Source organism: Flavobacterium sp. LHD-85 (assembly GCF_030929595.1).
In the GTDB taxonomy this organism is placed as follows: Bacteria; Bacteroidota; Bacteroidia; order Flavobacteriales; family Flavobacteriaceae; genus Flavobacterium.
Genome location: NZ_JAVFVR010000001.1, coordinates 802029 through 821259, shown reverse-complemented (window position 1 = coordinate 821259; position 19231 = coordinate 802029). Strand labels below are relative to the sequence as shown.

The 19231-nt window shown below is 34.9% G+C and carries 11 protein-coding genes; 4 read left to right on the top strand and 7 right to left on the bottom strand.

All coding sequences use genetic code 11. The annotated features are described in order from the left end of the window. Positions 1-14: 14 nt before the first annotated feature. From RB618_RS03450 to RB618_RS03425, 6 genes are all read right to left on the bottom strand, one after another. On the bottom strand, positions 15-1877 hold the full coding sequence (locus RB618_RS03450) for a glycoside hydrolase family 13 protein (protein ID WP_308067488.1): 1863 nt from the start codon (positions 1875-1877) through the stop codon (positions 15-17). Positions 1878-2098: 221 nt separating this feature from the next. After that, positions 2099-4213: a glycoside hydrolase family 97 protein gene (locus RB618_RS03445; RefSeq protein ID WP_308067487.1), complete on the bottom strand. Its 2115-nt coding sequence runs from the start codon at positions 4211-4213 to the stop codon at positions 2099-2101. A 28-nt stretch (positions 4214-4241) separates the two neighbouring features. Further along, complete coding sequence (locus RB618_RS03440) at positions 4242-6545, bottom strand: glycoside hydrolase family 65 protein (RefSeq protein ID WP_308067486.1); 2304 nt, start codon at positions 6543-6545, stop codon at positions 4242-4244. 182 nt (positions 6546-6727) lie between these two features. Next, entirely contained in the window at positions 6728-7384 is a 657-nt protein-coding gene (gene pgmB / locus RB618_RS03435; RefSeq protein WP_308067485.1) for a beta-phosphoglucomutase, read from the bottom strand. Positions 7385-7402: 18 nt separating this feature from the next. Beyond that, complete coding sequence (locus RB618_RS03430) at positions 7403-8758, bottom strand: MFS transporter (protein ID WP_308067484.1); 1356 nt, start codon at positions 8756-8758, stop codon at positions 7403-7405. 176 nt (positions 8759-8934) lie between these two features. Beyond that, positions 8935-9966, bottom strand: coding sequence for a LacI family DNA-binding transcriptional regulator (locus tag RB618_RS03425; protein ID WP_111367658.1), 1032 nt, complete (start codon positions 9964-9966; stop codon positions 8935-8937). Between the two features lie 236 nt (positions 9967-10202). On the opposite strand from RB618_RS03425, the gene RB618_RS03420 reads away from it, so the two are divergent. From RB618_RS03420 to RB618_RS03405, 4 genes are all read left to right on the top strand, one after another. Beyond that, positions 10203-13184, top strand: a complete 2982-nt coding sequence (locus tag RB618_RS03420) for a TonB-dependent receptor (protein ID WP_308067483.1) — start codon at positions 10203-10205, stop codon at positions 13182-13184. A 37-nt stretch (positions 13185-13221) separates the two neighbouring features. Then, positions 13222-14826 carry a RagB/SusD family nutrient uptake outer membrane protein gene (locus RB618_RS03415; RefSeq protein WP_308067482.1) on the top strand — a complete coding sequence of 535 codons (1605 nt, stop codon included), beginning with the start codon at positions 13222-13224 and terminating at the stop codon, positions 14824-14826. An 18-nt stretch (positions 14827-14844) separates the two neighbouring features. Then, positions 14845-15942, top strand: a complete 1098-nt coding sequence (locus tag RB618_RS03410) for a SusE domain-containing protein (RefSeq protein ID WP_308067481.1) — start codon at positions 14845-14847, stop codon at positions 15940-15942. Positions 15943-16026: 84 nt separating this feature from the next. After that, positions 16027-18903, top strand: a complete 2877-nt coding sequence (locus RB618_RS03405; protein ID WP_308067480.1) for an alpha-amylase family glycosyl hydrolase — start codon at positions 16027-16029, stop codon at positions 18901-18903. An 85-nt stretch (positions 18904-18988) separates the two neighbouring features. Here RB618_RS03405 and RB618_RS03400 read toward each other — a convergent pair whose 3' ends face one another. Further along, complete coding sequence (locus RB618_RS03400; RefSeq protein ID WP_201998914.1) at positions 18989-19222, bottom strand: DUF6814 family protein; 234 nt, start codon at positions 19220-19222, stop codon at positions 18989-18991. Positions 19223-19231 lie beyond the last annotated feature (9 nt).

The following is a 19231-nucleotide window of genomic DNA, read 5'->3' as shown; positions in this document are numbered from 1 at the left end:
CTGTGTTTTTAATCTTATTCCAATTCTAAAACCAAAGCCGATTTTGGTTCTAAAGTAATTTCAGAAGCTAAATCGAATGTTTTTCCTGTGATAACATCTTTACCAGATTTGTAGTTTTTGATGCTTTCTTTGAAACGGTTTGTTTTCACAACTTGCTCTTTTGCATTGTTATTGAAAACTACCATTACGGTTTTTGAATCTGTATATCTGAAATATACATAAGTATTATTTTCAGGAATATAATGCTTCATTTTTCCGAAATGAACCGCTTCGTTTGTTTTTCTCCAGTTGAATAATTTCGAACTGAAATTAAAGAAAGCAGCTTGTTGAGCAGTTCTTCCTGCTACAGTAAAAGCATTGTTTTTGTCGCCAGCCCATCCGCCTGGGAAATCCTGACGAATATCGGCATCTCCGCCTTTGCCTTTATCACCGCCCATTCCAATTTCTGAACCGTAATAGATTTGCGGAATTCCGCGAACTGTTGCCAATAAAGTCATCGCCAGTTTGTATTTTGGCAAATCATATTTGAACTTTTCATTCATACGATCTGTGTCATGATTTTCGGAAAAAACCAAAATGTTATTGGTATTTGGATATAAAAAATCCATAGCAAAATTGTTGTAGAATTTAATCAATCCGTTATCCCAGCTTGGTTCGTTTTCGTTGAAAGCAGAAGTAATCTGGCTTTGAAGCGTAAAATCCATTACACTTGGAAGATTTGAATTGTAATTTTCGATAGCGCCAATTTTGCTGTCTTTCTGCCAAAATGCTAAATTCGCTTGATTGTGCATCCAGATTTCGCCTACAATATTGAAATTAGGATATTCGTCTGTAATAGATTTAGCCCAATTTGCCATTGCCGTTTTATCTGAATAGTTATAAGTATCTACTCTAAATCCGTCAAGATTAGCAAATTCAATCCACCAAATCGCATTTTGAGTTAAGTATTTTGCAACAAGAGGATTTCTTAAATTTAAATCCGGCATTGAAGGAACGAACCAACCATCAACGCAAACTTCCTGATCTATTTTTGAAGCGTGAATATCTGTAATTACTTCACGTCTGTGGTGTGTTTGAGTGTAGTTTTCAAATTGATTAAGCCATGATTTTGTTGGTAAATCTTTAACCATCCAGTGTGTAATTCCCCAGTGATTGGTCACATAATCCATAACCAGTTTCATGTTTTTCTTGTGCATTTCTGCCGATAAACGAGCGTAATCGTCATTTGTTCCGTAACGCGGATCGATTTTGTAAACATCAGATTGTCCGTATGTATGATATGAATGCTGTTTGTCGTTGTCTTCGCACAAAGGCGTGCTCCAGATTGTAGTTGCGCCAAGAGATGAAATATAATCTAAGTTTTTGATGATTCCTTCGATATCTCCGCCGTGACGCCCGCTTGGATCTTGACGGTTTCCTTTTTCAGTTAAAGAAGCATCGCTGTCGTTTTTCGGATTTCCATTCGCAAAACGATCTGGCATAATTAAGTAAATCAAATCAGATGCGTCGTAACTTTTTCTATCAGCAGAATTGGCTCTTCTTTCTTTAAGAACATATTTTTGTTTAAAGGCAACTTTATTATTGTTTTTGAAAGAGAAAATCAATTCAGAAGCTTTTGCATCTTTTGTATCGATGGTTACGAAAAGGTAGTTTGGGTTTTCTGTTTTTTCTACATTTTTAATCGCAACATTATTAGAAACTGAAGGTTCATATTGTGCAATATTTTTTCCGTAGAACATAATCTGCAGTTCAGAATTTTTCATTCCGGCATACCAGAAAGGCGGTTCTACTTTTTGGATTTGCGCTTTCGCGGAAGCGGAAAAAACAAGAACAAATAGAAGTATTTTATAAATAATATGGTTTGTTTGAATTCTCATAATTTATAGTTTTAGTTTTCCTGCAAGGTTTTCAAAACCTTGTAGGTTTCAATTGAAACTGCATGCAGGTTATTATAGGTAATGAACTATACCTACAAGGTTTTGAAAACCTTGCAGGACAGCAGAATTTAAACCATATAAGAAATGTAAGAACATTTAAGGCAAAAACTGGGGAGATTTCTATTTAAATGGACTTACATTTCTTATATGGTTAATTAAAATTATTTGTTTTCAATAATGCTTATCGCATAACCTCCTCCTGGAGCAGAAAACTGAGATAATTTTGATTTATTCGTTACAGCAATTTTCTTGATGGTGTAAGCTTGCGGATTTGTTTTGTAATGTGCATCTTTTGCATCAGCATAAATTGTTGCTGTATATTTTTTACCTTTTTCAAGGAAACTGAAATCAATGTTAGATGTACGTGGAGTTTCTCCGTTTACGTTTCCAACAAACCAGTTATTTGTTCCTTTTGCTTTACGCGCAACGGTAATAAAATCTCCTGGCTCAGCCTCAATATATTTGCTTTCTGACCAGTCAACAGCTACATCTTTGATGAATTGAAATGCATCTGGAAAACGGTTGTAGTTCTCCGGAGTATCAGCAGCCATTTGTAACGGACTGTACATAGTAACATATAATGCCAATTGGTTTGCAATTGTGCTGTTTACATGTGATTTATTATCAGGATTCATTTTGCTGATATCCATTTCGAAAATTCCAGGAGTATAATCCATTGGACCTCCAATTAAACGTGTAAATGGTAAAACGGTAACGTGATTTGGTTTAGAACCTCCAAAAGCTTGGTATTCTGTTCCTCTTGCTGCCTCGTTTCCAATTAAGTTAGGATACGTTCTTGCAATTCCTGTTGGACGAACTGCTTCGTGAGCGTTTACCATAATTTTGTAATCAGCTGCTTTTTCGATAGCATATTGATAGTGGTTTACAATCCATTGGCTGTAGTGGTTTTCACCTCTTGGTAAAATATCGCCTACGTAACCGCTTTTTACAGCATCATATCCGTTATCGTTCATGAATTTGTAAGCTGCATCCATGTGGCGTTCGTAGTTACGAACAGATCCAGAAGTTTCGTGGTGCATGATGATTTTTACACCTTTAGATTTAGCATATTCGTGCAAACCTTTTACATCGAAATCTGGGTAAGGCGTCAAGAAGTCAAAAACATAATCTTTAGAATGTCCGAACCAGTCTTCCCAGCCTTCGTTCCATCCTTCAACCAAAACAGCGTCGAAACCGTGCTGTGCAGCAAAATCAATGTATTTTTTCACATTAGCATTGTTTGCTCCATGCGTTCCGTTTGGTTTTGCTTTTGAGAAATCAGAAACTCCCAATTGAACTGTTGGAAAATCGTTTGTGTATGACCAAGAGCTTTTTCCAGTAATCATTTCCCACCAAACACCAATATATTTTACTGGCTTAATCCAAGAAGTATTGTCAATTTTAGACGGATCGTTTAAGTTATAAGTCATTTTTGAAGCTAAGATTTCTCTAGCATCATCGCTCACGATAATCGTTCTCCAAGGAGAGTGATTTGGCGCTTGCATGTGACCTTTGTCTCCTTTTGCATCTGGCGTTAACCAAGATTCGAAAACTAAGTTTTTATCGTCTAAATTTAAATGCATACAAGAATAGTCAATCAAAGCCGCTTCGTGAAGGTTAATGTAGATTCCGTCAGCTGTTTTTAACATCAAAGAAGTCTGAACTCCTGTTGGTGAAAAAGATTTTTGAGAAACGTTTGCAGTGTATGCTTTTTGAGATAAACCTCTGATTTCTGATAATTTCGATTTTGTATAATCGTATTCTTGAGTATCATAATCTCCAGGAATCCAGAAAGCCGTGTGATCTCCAGTCATAGCAAATTGAGATCTTTCTTCTTTAATTACAAAGTAAGTAAGATTCTTTTGTGCTGGAAATTCATATCTAAATCCAAGTCCGTCGTCGAATAAACGAAAGCGGATTACGATTTGTCTGTCTGTTCCTTTTTGATTTAAAGTCACAGCCAATTCATTATAATGATTTCTGATGTGATCTACTTCTCCCCAAACTGGTTTCCAAGTTTCATCAAAAGTCGAAGTTTTCGTATCAGCAATTGTAAAGTCGTTCAATAAAGATTTTTTATCATCTTTAAGTTCAAGACCTAGTTTACTGGTTTTTACAACTTCTTTGTTTTTGTATTTTAAATTGTAAACTGGAGTTCCGTCGTTTTGAAGAGAAAATTCCATTACGAACTTGCCTTCGGGTGATTTTAATTGTTGTGCTTCAGCAATTGAGCTAAAAGCAAACAAGATTAAACTTGCGAAAAATAAGTTTTTCATGTTTTTTAGATTTTTAGTGTATTGTAATTTAATTTATTTGTACAAATTTACTTGCAATTTCAGGTTTCCCGTTAACAATAATTGTTAAATCTTGATCACCGTCTACAGTAAAAGTTGTTTCGTTATGATTTACAGCTACTTTTAAAATTTGGTTTCTGAAATTAATTTTAAAAGAATAACCTTTCCATTCTTTTGGAATTTTTGGAGAGAAATGAAGCTGGTCATTTTTAACACGCATTCCTCCAAAGCCTTCCACGATACTCATCCATGTACCGGCCATTGACGTGATATGACAACCTTCTTCGACTTCTTTATTATAATCGTCCAAATCTAAACGAGAAGTTCTTAAATAAAATGTATATGCCATGTCCATTTTATCTAAAGCTGCAGCTTGAATCGAGTGTACGCAAGGAGAAAGCGAACTTTCGTGAACGGTAAATGATTCGTAAAACTCGAAATTACGTTTTAATTCTTCTTTAGAAAAATGATCTTCGAAGAAATAAAAACCTTGTAAAACGTCAGCCTGTTTGATGTATGGCGAACGCAACACACGATCCCAAGACCATTTTTGGTTAATTGGGCGCTGTGATTTATCTAAATCTTTTACCGGAACTAAATCTTTATCTAAGAATCCGTCTTGCTGTAAGTAGATTCCAAGTTCTTCAGAAATAGGGAAGTACATGTCGTCTGCCACTTTTTTCCATTCTTTGATTTCTTCTGCAGAAAGACTTACTTTATCCATCACTCTTTTGTGGTCTGCAGGATATTCTGAAGCTACTTTTTCAATTTGTTCAGCAGCAAAATCAATACACCATTTTGCAATATAATTGGTATAGAAATTATTGTTGATGTTATTTTCGTATTCGTTTGGACCTGTAACTCCAAGAATTACATACTGATTTTTATCTTTAGAAAAAGAAGCTCTCTGATGCCAAAAACGTGCAATTCCGATTAAAACCTCAAGACCTTTTTCTGGAATATAAGAGTAATCTCCTGTGTAGCGGTTGTAGTTGTAAATCGCAAAAGCAATCGCACCATTTCTGTGAATTTCTTCGTGTGTGATTTCCCATTCGTTGTGGCATTCTTCACCATTCATGGTAACCATTGGGTATAAAGCTGCACCGTTTTTGAAACCTAAATTATCTTTAGCGTTTTCAATCGCTTTATCCAATTGATTGTAACGATACGTCAATAAGTTTCTCGCAACCTGCTGGTCCTTTGTAGCCATGTAAAATGGAATACAATACGCCTCAGTGTCCCAGTAAGTTGATCCGCCGTATTTTTCTCCAGTGAAACCTTTTGGACCAATGTTTAAACGAGAATCTTTTCCTGAATAGGTTTGGTTTAATTGGAAGATATTGAAGCGAATTCCTTGTTGTGCCTTAACATCACCTTCAATTGTAATATCTGACATTTCCCAGATTTTTGCCCAAGCATCAATTTGGTTTTGAAGCAAAGTATCATAACCTAAAGCAACAGCAGATTTAATTACTTTTTCGGCTCCAGCCAAAGTATTTTCGTGGTTTAAAGAAACCGTGTAACCTCCAATTTTTTGAATTGTTGAGGTTTGCCCTTTTGCAATTATAGTTCCGTATGTGTATTGAACTTTATCTACAGTTGAATCGATTGTTGATGGTGAAACGTTGATATTTTCTCCGTTTGCCAAAATCGTATTGTGCATGAAGGTTGTAACCTTAAAATGCGTTTTAAACGTTTGAGCCGTTACAAAAGCTTCGTTTGTACCTTTTTTAACTTCAAGCGGTTCCCAGAATTTTTCTTCCCAGTTCGCATCTTCATTGGTTACACCAGCGTCAACATAAGGTTTGTAAACGATTTTTGCATCTTTATTTAAAGGCGTAATATCGTATTTAATGATTCCGGCTTCGTCTAAATCTAACGAAAGAAAACGACGAACATTTACGGCGATTTCAGTTCCGTTTTTAAGAACAGCTTCAAAAGAACGGTTGTACCATCCTTCTTTCATATTCAATTCTCTACGGAAGTTTCTAACTTCAGTACAAGTATTTAAATCAAGATTTTCCTCGTTGATTTCAATGTCAATTCCAATCCAGTTTGGAGCATTAAGTACTTTGGCAAAATATTTTGGATAACCGTTTTTCCACCAGCCCACTTTTGTTTTGTCTGGATAGTAAATTCCTGCGATGTAACTTCCCTGGAAAGTTTCTGCAGAGTAAGATTCTTCAAAATTTGCACGCTGTCCCATAGCGCCGTTCCCGATACTAAAAAGACTTTCAGAAGATTTTACTCTTTCTGCATCAAATCCTTCTTCAATAATAGACCAATTGTCTGGTTTTATATAATCTTGGTTCATCTTTTAAATTAGATAATGTGGCAATTAGATAATGTGTCGATTTGATAATTTGATAATTATTTTTGACTGTTTTTACCTTTTAATTGCTTGGTTGTTCTACGTTTTTTTTTAAATGAAATAATTTGTCGTTTTGATCATTAGATAATTCTCATTTTTAGAAATTATCTAATTATCAAATTTTCTCATTGACTAATTAAATCGTTAATAAAGCTTGTTTTGATTTGGGTAAAATCTTTAAAAATATGATCAGCTTCATGTAAAATTGTTTCCTCACCAATTCCCACACTTACCATTTCTGCGATGTTTGCTGCCTGAATTCCGGCAACAGAATCTTCAAATACGATTGAATTTTTTGGATCAATGTTTAATAATTGAGCCGCTTTTAAGAATACTTCAGGGTCTGGTTTTGCATTGCTGACATCGTTTCCGTCAACAATAACATCGAAGTAAGACAGAACGCCTGTTTTTTCTAGAATTGGTCTTGCATTTTTGCTGGCAGAACCCAGTGCAATTCCTTGATTTTTATCTTTTAATAGTTTTAGAATTATTAAAACTCCTGGAAGAACCTCACTTTCATCCATGTCAACTAAATAAGATAGGTAATCTTCATTTTTTTGAATTAACCATTGATCTTTTTGTTCTTGAGTAGCCTGAACATTTCCTAAGCCAAGTATAATGTCTAGCGAACGAACGCGGCTAACACCTTTTAGAAGTTCGTTGTCTTCATGGGTAAAATTGATATTTAACGATTTGGCAATTTTTTGCCAAGCCAAAAAGTGGTATTTAGCGGTATCAACGATCACTCCGTCAAGATCGAATATGAATGCTTTTTTGCTCATTGTGTGGAAAATTCTTTATTATGATTTTTGAGTAAAGTCGTCTACGTCTTTTACTTTAGATACTAAAGCTGCGGCGATTAAGAAACTAACACCGCTAGTAACTAAGGCATAAATTGCGTCTCCGTTGTAAAGGTATTTTACAATTGGACCACCAATTAGAGCATTTACAATTTGAGGAATAACAACAAAAAAGTTGAAGATTCCCATGTAAACTCCCATTTTTTTAGGTGTAATAGAACCCGCAAGAATAGCGTATGGCATTGCTAGGATACTCGCCCAAGCAACTCCGATTAAGATCATTGGAAGTACAACCCAGTCTTCATTTGGCATGAAATAAATGGAGATTAATCCAATTCCTCCAATGACTAATGAAAGTGAGTGTGTTGCTTTTCGCCCAATTTTTTTAGCGATATACGGTAAGAAAAACAAAGCAACGATAGCCGAAACTAAGTTGTAAACACCAAATAGGATTCCGACCCAGTCACCAGCGTCTTGGTATTGCTGGCTTGACGTATCTTCTAATGGTAAACCGTAAATGTGGTGTGCGATTGCCGGAGTGGTAAAAACCCACATTCCGAATAATCCGAACCAAGAGAAAAACTGCACCCAACTTAACTGACGCATTGTAACAGGCATTTTTGCAAAATCGGTAAAGATGTCTGTGATTTTTGATTTTTCTTCAGAATCAGGAATTGCATCATTCTGCGGATCTTCAAATTTTGCTAATTCTTCGGGCGAATATTCTTTGGTTGTAAACAGCGTAACTAAGATTGAGCCAATTAAAACCGCCGCTCCGATAATAAAAGACAACGTTAGATTTAATGGAACACTTCCTGGAACTGTGCTATTTGGCACGCCAAAATATTTCGTAAGAATGTATGGCAATGCAGAACCAATTACGGCTCCAAAACCAATTAATGAAGTTTGGATACTAAATCCTGCAGTACGCTGATCTGTTCTTAAATTGTCTCCAACAAGCGCACGAAAAGGCTCCATTGCAATATTGAAAGAAGCATCCATGATCATTAACATTCCCGCTCCAACCCAGAGGGCAGGTAAAATAGAAATAAAAATGTTAGCCTGTGGCATTAAAATTAATCCCACCGAAGCTAAAACGGCTCCTACTAAAAAGAAAGGTTTTCGTCTGCCGAATCTTCCCCAGGTTTTGTCGCTGTAATGACCAATAATGGGTTGCACTATTAATCCCATAAGGGGAGCAATAATCCAGAACCACGAAAGTTCATGTACATCAGCACCAAAAATTTGAAGAATTCTGCTGGCATTTGCATTCTGAAGTGCAAACCCCATTTGGATTCCTAAGAATCCGAAACTCATGTTCCAGATTTCCCAGAAACTTAATTTACGCTTTTCCATTATCGTAATTTGTGAAAAATTATACGATAAGCGCTTTGCTTATCAAAACTTTGTTCCTTTCGAAGTAAAACTAAAAGCCTTGACGGGCGTAAAATTATAAATTATTTTTTTATATATGCTAATAAAAAAGCCATAAATATTTTTTATGGCTTTAGAAAGTATTGATTTTAAGAATTTTAGTCAGTAGATTCTCTTTTTATAAGATGAGTTTCTATGACTTCTGTAATATAATTTTCATTGTGTTCTTCGTCGTCATCTTCTTCGGCTTCTATTCTTTCTATAAGCATTTTAGCTGCTTTATTCCCCATTTTTTCACCACTCTGACTGACTGTCGTAATGGTTGGAGTGGAGTATTTTGAAATAATTCCGTCCGTAAAAGCAATAACAGCTAAATCTTCAGGAACTTTTAATCCCATTTTATTTGCGGTTTTGATAATTGTTACTGCAAAAAGCTCATTTACAGCAAAAACAGCATCGAAAGCTCTGGCGTGCAGAAGTTCAGAAATGGTTATTTCGCAAGTATCGACATCTTCAATTTTTATGATTAAATCTTCGTTAAAAGGTAATCCGTTATCTAGTAAAGCTTTTTCGTAACCGTCTGTTCGCAGTTTTCCAACGCTTACATAGTCAACAGTTGTAACTAAAGCAATTTTTTTACGTCCGCTGTCAATTAAACTCTGAACTGCTTCATACGCTGCAGATTTATCATCAATAATCACTTTATCGCATAAAATATCGTTGGTAACGCGGTCAAACATGACTACGGGCATTCCTTGATTGATAACTTCTGTAATGTGATGGAAGTCGCCTTTATACTGCGTTTCTTTAGAAAGAGACATAATAAAACCGTCGATGCTTCCATTGGCCAACATCTCCATATTGAGGACTTCTTTATCAAAAGAATCATCAGATACACAGATGACAACACTATAGCCATATTCGTTTGCAACCTGTTCAATTCCGTTGATTACAGTAGAGAAAAAGTAGTGTACAATTTCGGGAATAATGATACCAATACTCTTCGTTTTTCGGTTTTTTAAACTAAGAGCAATATTGTTTGGTTTATAGTTATAAAACTTTGCAAAAGCCTGAACTTTTAGGCGTGTTTCTTCTCCAATTTCAAGACTGTTTCTGAGTGATTTTGAGACAGTTGAAATGGATACGTCAAGTTCCTTTGCAATCTGTTTGAGGGTTATTTTACGTTTCATGGAGTTAATCGAAAAAAATCTAATTAATAATAAAGGTGTATAATATTTTTGGTATTTGCAATTTTAACACTGAAAGATTACAAAAAATAGAAAGTTTTCAACACTACCACGTTTTCGTAAAGCAATAAAAAGTGCCTGCTGTCGAGCATGTTAATAAATTCATAATTTTGAAATTCGAAGTAAAATTAAAAACTTAACTAACATTCAAAAACTCAAAACTAATTTAAACAAAAAGTATGAAAACAATTTACAAAAAGTTGTTATTTTTATTCCTATTGTTGCCTTTTACAGTGTTGGCTCAGAACACTTTAAATGGTACGGTTACTGATCATACCACAGGTCAGCCAATACCGGGAGTAAATGTAAATGTTCAAGGTGCTGCAGGAGGTACCTCTACTGATTTTGATGGTAAATTTCAATTGCCTAATCTGAAAAATGGAGACAAAATTTTAGTTTCATTTATCGGATACAAAACAGAGACTATTGTATTTAATGGTCAAAAAAACTTAGCAGTTTCTTTAAGCGAAGATACAAATCAATTACAAGAAGTTGTTGTACAAGTAGGTTATGGTACTGTTAAGAAAAAAGATGCTACGGGTTCTGTTTCTCAAATTTCAGCAAAAGAATTTAACAAAGGTATTAACGTAACACCAGAAAGTTTAATTGGTGGACGTATTGCTGGTGTTAATGTTGTTGGAGGAGGAGCTCCAGGAGCAAAAGCAGATATTAGAATTCGTGGAGGATCTTCATTAAGTGCTTCTAACGATCCATTGATTATTTTGGACGGACTTCCATTGAGTAATGCTGTTCCAAGTGGTGCTACAAGTATTTTGTCTACTATTGATCCTAATGATATTGAGTCTTTTACAGTATTGAAAGATGCTTCGGCAGCCGCTATTTATGGTTCTCGTGCTGCAAATGGAGTAATTGTAATTACAACTAAAAAAGGAACTAAAGGTGGTGTGAAAGTTAATTTCAGCTCTCAAGTTGGTATCAATACTGTTGCTAATACTGTGGATGTTTTAAGTGCAGATCAATTCCGTAATTTTGTAAATACAAAAGGATCTGATGCTCAAAAAGCATTAATGGGGACTGCAAGTACAAACTGGCAGGATGAAATTTTCCATACAGCTTTAACAACAAACAATAATATCTCTGTAAGCGGTGCTTTATTCAATAAATTGCCTGTGCGTTTATCTGTTGGAAACGTTGATAATCCTGGAATTTTAAGAAACACTTCTTTTGAAAGAACAACGACATCGATATCGTTAAATCCAGTTTTATTTGATAATCACTTAAAAATTGACATTAGCGGAAACTTATCTTTCAGTAAAAATCAATTTCAGGATGAAGATGCAGTTATTGGTTCTGCAATCAGTTTTGATCCTACGCAATCTCCTTACCAAGAAGGTTCTCGTTATGGAGGATATTTCGAGTGGTTAGAGCCAAACGGAAACTTAGCATTATTGCCAGCTAAAAACCCAGTTGCGAGATTAAATCAGGAAGATAAAAGATCTAAATCTACTAGAAAATGGGGTAATATTAGCATAGACTATAAATTTCATTTCTTTGAAGATTTAAGAGTGGTTGCTGAAGCTGGTATTGACAGATTTGATAGTAGTGGATACAACAGACAAAGTACAGAAAGTGCTTTAGGATATCAGCCAAATCCTTTTAGTACTGGAAATTGGGTGAATTTAGGAAATAATAATACGTATACAGATGATCTTCAAAATAAAAACTTGAATACGTATTTTGTTTACACTAAAAATTTAGGAAAACTTAAATTAGATGCTACTGCTGGTTATAACTATCAGTTGTTTCAAAAAGAAAAATATCAGTCAGGAGAGCTTACACAGCCTGCTTCTACTAGAAATGAAGATGTTATTACTGATCCAGATATCAATTTACAATCGTTCTTTGGTCGTTTGAACTTAGGTTACGATAGTAGATATTTATTGACTTTAAATTATAGAAGAGACGGAACTTCACGTTTTTCTAAAGATAACAGATGGGGTAACTTTATGGGAGGTGCCTTTGCTTGGAATATTGCCGAAGAGTCTTTCCTAAAAGATAATGAAACGCTTTCTAGTTTAAAATTAAGAGCTGGTTACGGTACTACTGGACAACAAGATATTCCGCCACAGTATGATTATTTAAGAAGGGTAACTCTTGGTACTGTTAATACTCAATATGTGTTTAATGGTGTTGTTTACAGAACAGCTAGGCCAGAAGGATATAACCCAAATATTAAATGGGAAGAATTATCTGAGATGAATATTGGGGTTGATTTTGGATTCTTAAATGATAGAATCACAGGAACAATTAACTACTTTGATAAAAAGTCATCTGATTTATTAGCTGATGTATTGGTTCCAGATGGTGCTAACTTGAGAAATCAAGGATATAATAATATTGGTGATTTAAGAACTAAAGGACTTGAGTTTAGCCTTCAATCAGATATTATCAAAAAAGATAACTTAACTTGGAATGTTGCTGTTAATGCTACTTACTTAGATCAAAAAATTGAAGATTTAGGTCAAACTGTTGAAGGTTTCCAAGGTTATGAGGTAGGAGATAATATTAAAGGAGGAAATGGAAACAAAGTCTTGATTAATACAGTTGGATCTGCTCCAAATTCATTCTTCGTATACGAACAATTGTACGATGCGAACAAAAAACCTATTGCTGGCGCTTATGTAGACAGAAATGGAGATGGTAAAATTGATGCAAATGACCGTTACAGATATAAAAAACCAACGGCAGATTATACATTTGGTTTGTTCTCGGCATTAAACTACAAAAAGTTTGATTTTACAATGAACTGGAGAGCGAGTGTAGGAAATTACATTTTTGATAACGTAAATTCTAACATGGGGTATTCTGACGCTGGTTTAAGAAGACAAACTGACTTGGCAAATGTGAGTTCAGATTACTTAAATACTGGATTTGTTTTTGAAGACAACGGAACACAGCGTTATTTATCTAATTATTATGTGAAAGATGCTTCTTTCATCAAATTGGATAACATAACTCTTGGATATACTTTAGATAAATCTTTATTAAAAGCAGCTTCATTAAGATTCTCTGCAGGTGTTCAAAACGTTTTTGTACTTACAAAATATGATGGATTAGATCCTGAGAAATTCAACGGAATTGATGGTAACGTTTATCCAAGAGCAAGAACATTCTTGTTTGGCGTAAATGCAAGTTTCTAATAGTACATTGAAAAACAAAAAATTTAAAACATACAAAATGAAAATATCATTTAAATATATATCTTATTTCTTCCTATTTATTTTAGGAATAAGTATGACGCTTACTTCGTGTACTGACGATTTAAACGTGACACCAAAAGATGATGATGAATTTTTATCAGATACTTTTTTTCAAGACCCAGACTCTTATAAGCAAGTTTTGGCTAAATTATATGCTGGACTATATGTAGGAGGAAACGATGGTGATGGACAAGCGGATATTTCTGGTCTTAGTGGTGATTTTAGTAGTTACTTACGTTTACTTTTTGTGACACAAGAATTGCCTACAGATGAAGCAGTTATTGCTTGGTCTGATGGAACTTTGCCAACATTAAACATGCAAACTTGGTCACCTGTAAATGAGTTTTTATATGGTACTTATTCAAGAGCATCTTATCATATCAGTGTTGCAAATGAATTTTTAAGACAAACTACAGATGAAAAACTAGCAGAAAGAGGTGTTGATTCTAATCTAAAAGCTGAAATAGCAACATTTAGAGCAGAAGCACGTTTCTTAAGAGCTTATTCATATGTAAATTTAATGGATTTATTTGGTAATGTGCCAATTACTACAGAGGCAGATCCTGTTGGATTCTATTATCCGGTACAAAAAACAAGAGCAGAAGTATTTGCTTTTGTAGAGTCTGAATTGAAAGATTTAGATAATAGTTTGGCAAATGCAAGAACAAATGAATACGGTAGAGTTGATAAAGTGGCAGCTAAGTTTTTGTTGGCTCAAATTTATTTAAATTCTAAAGTATATACAGGAACTGAAAGAAATAATGAAGTAGCGACTTTATGTTCTGAGATTATTAATTCAGGATATACATTTGCAGACGTTCCTTATGCTTACTTATTCTCTGCAGATAATAATACAAACGGTGCTCAAAGTGAGTTTATCTTCCCAATCATCAGTGATGGAAACGCTATACGTGCAACTGGTGGAGGAATGAGTTTTATTATTCATGCTGCTATTGGAGGAAGTATTGATGCTGCTACTCTAGGTATGGACGGAGGTTGGTATGGTACTAGAGCTCGTAAAGAGTTTGTGGCTCTTTTTCCTGATGCTACTGCTACTGGAGATAAAAGAGGAATTTTTCATACAGATGGTCAAGCTTTAGACATTACCAACTTGTCAACATTTACTGATGGATATGGTGTAAAAAAATATACCAACAAAAAATCTGATGGTTCAGCGGCTCAGAGAGCTGATATACCTGATACAGATTTTCCAGTATTCCGTTTATCTGATGCTTATTTAATGTACGCTGAAGCTGTGGTTAGAGGTGCAACTACAGGAAATATTGCTACGGCAGTTGGTTATGTTAATCAAATAAGAGGAAGAGCAGAAGCAACTACAATTTCAAGTGCAGATTTGACTCTTGATTTTATATTAGCAGAAAGAGGAAGAGAATTGTACTGGGAATGCCATAGAAGAACAGATTTGATTCGTTTTGGGAAATTCACAGGAGGAAGTAAAATTTGGCAATGGAAAGGTGGTTTAATGGATGGTGTGGCAACAGACTCATATAGAGATTTAATGCCAATTCCTTCTAAAACGATCCAAGCTAATCCTACATTGAAGCAAAATCCTGGATACTAATATCTAATTAGAACTAAAATGAAAAATATATATAAAATTTTAATCGCATTTATTGGTGTATTGGCGGTGTCGTGTAATGCTGATGCTGTAGATGAAAGACCAATTCTTAATGTTGGTACGGCTCCTGAAATTACAGCGCCGGCAACAGGACAAAATTATGTTCTAGATGTTGAAAAAGCTACAGAAGTAGTTGCTAAATTTACTTGGTCAGCTGCGACATATTCTACACCAGTAGCTGTAAAATATACTTTATTAATTGATAAGAAAGGTGGAGATTTTACAGCAGCTAAAACACTTCAAACTACTGTTAATGGTATTACTGAAGTGTCAGTACTAACTAAAGAATTAAACCAAGCGGCAATAGATCTTGGCGGAGAGCCAGAAGTTGCGGCAATGTATGATGTTAAAATTACATCAAATGTTTCAGGAAGTTTTGCTCAAGTATCAAAAGGCTTAATTACAATTAATGTAACTCCTTACACAGGAAAGGTTCCTTACGACTTTGCTGATTGGTATTTAGTTGGTGATGCAACTGCTTCTGGTTGGGATAACAATAAAGGAAACCAAATTCTATTTAGAAATCCAAAAAATGCGAATGAATATTCATTTACAGGATTCTTTAAAGCAGGATCTTTTAAAACTATTAAAGATTTAGGAAGTTGGACTCCAATGTATGGAGGTAATGCAGGTACTTTGATATATAGAGGAGCGTCTGATCCAGATCCTGCAGCTATACCTGTTCCTAGCGACGGTTACTATAAATTTAAAATGGATATTCAAAAGTTAACTTATACTTTGGAAGCATATGCAGCAGGAGCTACAGCGCCAACATATGATAAGGTAGGCATTATTGGAGATGCAACTTCAAAAGGATGGGATGCATCAACGCCAATGGTAAAATCAACTTTTAATGCGCATATTTGGACTTTAGGTGTAACGTCTTTAAAAGATGGTGGAATGAAATTTAGAGCAAATGATGCTTGGGATGTTTCATGGGGCGGTACCACTCCTTTTTCTGGAGGAGGAAACGGTGAGAATATACCAGTTGCAAAATCTAAATATGTTATTTATTTCAATGATTTAGACGGAAGTTACATGATGATTCCTAATCAATAAAAACTTCAGTTAATAACTGAAAAAGGGCTATCTCCAGATAGCCCTTTTTTAATCAAACTAACTAACCAAACAAACCACGAGATTATGAAAAAAACAATACTTTTTATTTTCTTTTTACTGTCACTTGCTATTCATGCTCAGCAAATATCGGTTTCACCAGCAGTATTTCAGGTCAATGAGCCTATTACGATTACGGCTTCTTTTGCATCAAGCACTTGCAATACAATGGGAACTAATCCAACAAAAGTATATATGCATTCAGGAATTGGTACCGATGCAAGTCCTTGGCAAACCGCCAAAGGGAATTGGGGTGCAGATGATGGTGTTGGTCTAATGACTAAAAATGCGAATGGCACTTGGAGCATTACAATTACTCCTAGTATCTATTTCGGATTAACATCGGCTCAGCAAATTGCAGCAACCAAAATGGGAATTGTATTTAGAAGCGCGAATGGAAGTCAGACGATGAAATTGGCGCCATCTTGTTCCGATTTTTTTCTTAATGTAGGATCTTTTCAAGTTACTTTGACTTCTCCAGTCGAAAATAGTACAACCATTATTAATTCTGGTTCAAGTTTTAATATTACGGCAACAAATACTGGAGGTGCGGGGAGTTATACATTAAAAGCTAACGGAACAACAATCAATACAAATACCAGTACTTCAAGTTATTCTTATACACATACTAATATTACAGGGAATCAAAATTATGAATTGATCGCTACTCAAGGAGCGATCGTAGTTTCAAAGAAATTTACAGTAGTTATAAATCCAAATACGGTTTCTGAAGCTATGCCTGCAGGTTTGGTTGATGGAATTAATTATAATCCTACCGATTTTACAAAGGCAACTTTGGTGTTAGATGCACCTCTAAAAGATTTTGTATATGTAGCGGGAAGTTTTAATAATTGGCAACCTACATTAGCCTATGCCATGAAAAAAGATCCGTCTTCAGGAAAATTTTGGTTAGAAATAACAGGTTTGGTTTCAGGGGAAAATAATACATATCAGTATTGGGTTGTCGATGCAACGCCACTTGCAAATTCGCCATCAATGGTAAAAACGGCAGATCCATATTCAACGTTGGTTTTATCTCCTTATGACGATCCTTCGATTCCCGCTTCAAAATATCCAAATATGCCTGTTTATCCTGTGGGACAAAATTTTGAGGTTACAGTTTTAAAAACAGGACAGACTCCCTATAATTGGCAGGTAACTAATTTTGAAAAACCAGAAAAGGAAAAATTAGTTGTTTATGAAGTTTTAGTTCGTGATTTTGATGTGGCAAGAAGCTATCAAAGCTTAATTGATAAAATAGATTACTTTAAAAATCTAAAAATCAATGCGATCGAATTAATGCCAGTAATGGAATTTGAAGGCAATGAAAGCTGGGGTTATAATACCTCATTTCATATGGCTCTGGATAAGTTTTACGGAACTTCAGATAAGTTAAAAGAGTTTATTGATTTGTGCCATCAAAATGGAATTGCAGTAATTCTCGATGTAGCTTTAAATCATGCTTTCGGAAGAAATCCGATGGTGAGAATGTGGATGAATGATCCAGATGGAGATGGTTTTGGTTCGCCAACTGCAGAAAATCCATATTTTAATACAGTAGCAAAACATAGTTATAGTGTTGGTGAAGACTTTAATCATCAATCTTTAAAAACCCAGTATTATGTAAATAGGGTTATTAAACAATGGATCGAAGAATATAAAATTGATGGTTTTCGTTGGGATTTAACTAAAGGATTTACGCAATTATGCACAGCAGGAGATAATGCTTGTACCGATTCGTACAAACAAGATCGCGTCGATGTTTTGAAAAAATATGCTGACTTTTCTTGGACAATAGATCCGACGCATTATACCATTTTTGAAAATTTAGGAACTGATGCGGAAGAAAAGGAATGGGCAGATTACAGAATAGCTGAAACACCAAGCAAGGGGATAATGATGTGGGGAAAAATGACAAAAGAGTACAATCAATTGTCAATGGGGTATGCTTCCGAAAGTAACATTTTTAGAATGAATAGTGCAAACCGCGGATTCACAGCCAATCGTTTAATGGGTTATGCTGAAAGTCATGACGAAGAACGTTTGATGTACAAAAATGTGCAATATGGAGCTTCAAACGGAAGTTATAATGTAAAAACATTAAATACAGCATTGTCTAGAATGTCTGCAATTGGAGCAGTTTCTTTACTGATTCCAGGGCCAAAAATGATCTGGCATTTTGGAGAACTAGGAATGGATGATTCTATCTTTAGCTGTAATAACGGAACTGTAAATGATGAAACATCAACAACTCCGGGCGATTGTAAATTAGATACAAAACCACAGCCACAATGGACAGAAAATTGGCTTGGCGATTCAAACAGAAATAAAATTTACAACGATTGGGCTAAGATGATTACCCTTAAAAAAGTAGAGCCTGTGTTTTTAGGAACGGCAACAATGGCCAATGCCGCTACTTTAACAGTAAATATCAAAATCACAAATAGCAATCTTGCTTCATCTCAGTTAAAGGACGTTGTGATTTTGGCAAATTTTGATACAGTTGCACAAAATATGATTCCGGGATTTCAATATACTGGTGCATGGTACAATTTAATGGATAATTCGACGATTAATGTTGCCGATGTAAATGCGACAATAAATTTAGCTCCGGGAGAATATAGAATTTATGGTAATAAGCAGGCAAATCTTGCGATTGAAGATTTTGAAAAAGGGAATCAGGTTAGCTTATACCCAAATCCTGTTGCCGATTATTTTACTTTAGGTTTTAAAACCTCAAAAGTTGATATCTATTCTATTGCAGGACAATTAGTAAAAACATTTAATACAAACGGAAATATGGAATATCAATTCTCAGTGAGTGGTTTAACCTCTGGAATATATCTTGTAAAGACGTTTGACGAGAATAACAAAGTTCGCGTTGTGAAGTTTATTAAAAATTAGGTTTGGTTAGTAATGAAAAAGGGCTGTCTAGAAATGGACAGCCTTTTTTTTGTTTAAGTGGTTTTTTGTGATATAAAAGTCTTGTTTATTTTTTCCTTTTAGGGTCGTTATATTCTCCAATCAAAGAATAATACCCAAATGTTCCTAAACCCATAACAATAAGTGGCGTTAGTATAAATAGAATAATTACGCCAAATACTAAATCGTCCTGTTGGTCTGAAAGAAGTTTTGGTAAGCCAAATTCAAACACGCAAAAATAGGCAGCAGCTGCGGCCAAAGCAATCCATAACGCCCCTAAAACTTGTTTAATCGCATTCATTTTTTTTTG

Bases quoted from the DNA above. Each gene is read 5' to 3' on its own strand.
- RB618_RS03415 (WP_308067482.1), top strand. From the start codon at position 13,222: ATGAAAATATCATTTAAATATATATCTTATTTCTTCCTATTTATTTTA.
- RB618_RS03420 (WP_308067483.1), top strand. From the start codon at position 10,203: ATGAAAACAATTTACAAAAAGTTGTTATTTTTATTCCTATTGTTGCCT.
- pgmB (WP_308067485.1), bottom strand. From the start codon at position 7,384: ATGAGCAAAAAAGCATTCATATTCGATCTTGACGGAGTGATCGTTGAT.
- RB618_RS03450 (WP_308067488.1), bottom strand. From the start codon at position 1,877: ATGAGAATTCAAACAAACCATATTATTTATAAAATACTTCTATTTGTT.
- RB618_RS03425 (WP_111367658.1), bottom strand. From the start codon at position 9,966: ATGAAACGTAAAATAACCCTCAAACAGATTGCAAAGGAACTTGACGTA.
- RB618_RS03430 (WP_308067484.1), bottom strand. From the start codon at position 8,758: ATGGAAAAGCGTAAATTAAGTTTCTGGGAAATCTGGAACATGAGTTTC.
- RB618_RS03405 (WP_308067480.1), top strand. From the start codon at position 16,027: ATGAAAAAAACAATACTTTTTATTTTCTTTTTACTGTCACTTGCTATT.
- RB618_RS03440 (WP_308067486.1), bottom strand. From the start codon at position 6,545: ATGAACCAAGATTATATAAAACCAGACAATTGGTCTATTATTGAAGAA.
- RB618_RS03400 (WP_201998914.1), bottom strand. From the start codon at position 19,222: ATGAATGCGATTAAACAAGTTTTAGGGGCGTTATGGATTGCTTTGGCC.
- RB618_RS03410 (WP_308067481.1), top strand. From the start codon at position 14,845: ATGAAAAATATATATAAAATTTTAATCGCATTTATTGGTGTATTGGCG.
- RB618_RS03445 (WP_308067487.1), bottom strand. From the start codon at position 4,213: ATGAAAAACTTATTTTTCGCAAGTTTAATCTTGTTTGCTTTTAGCTCA.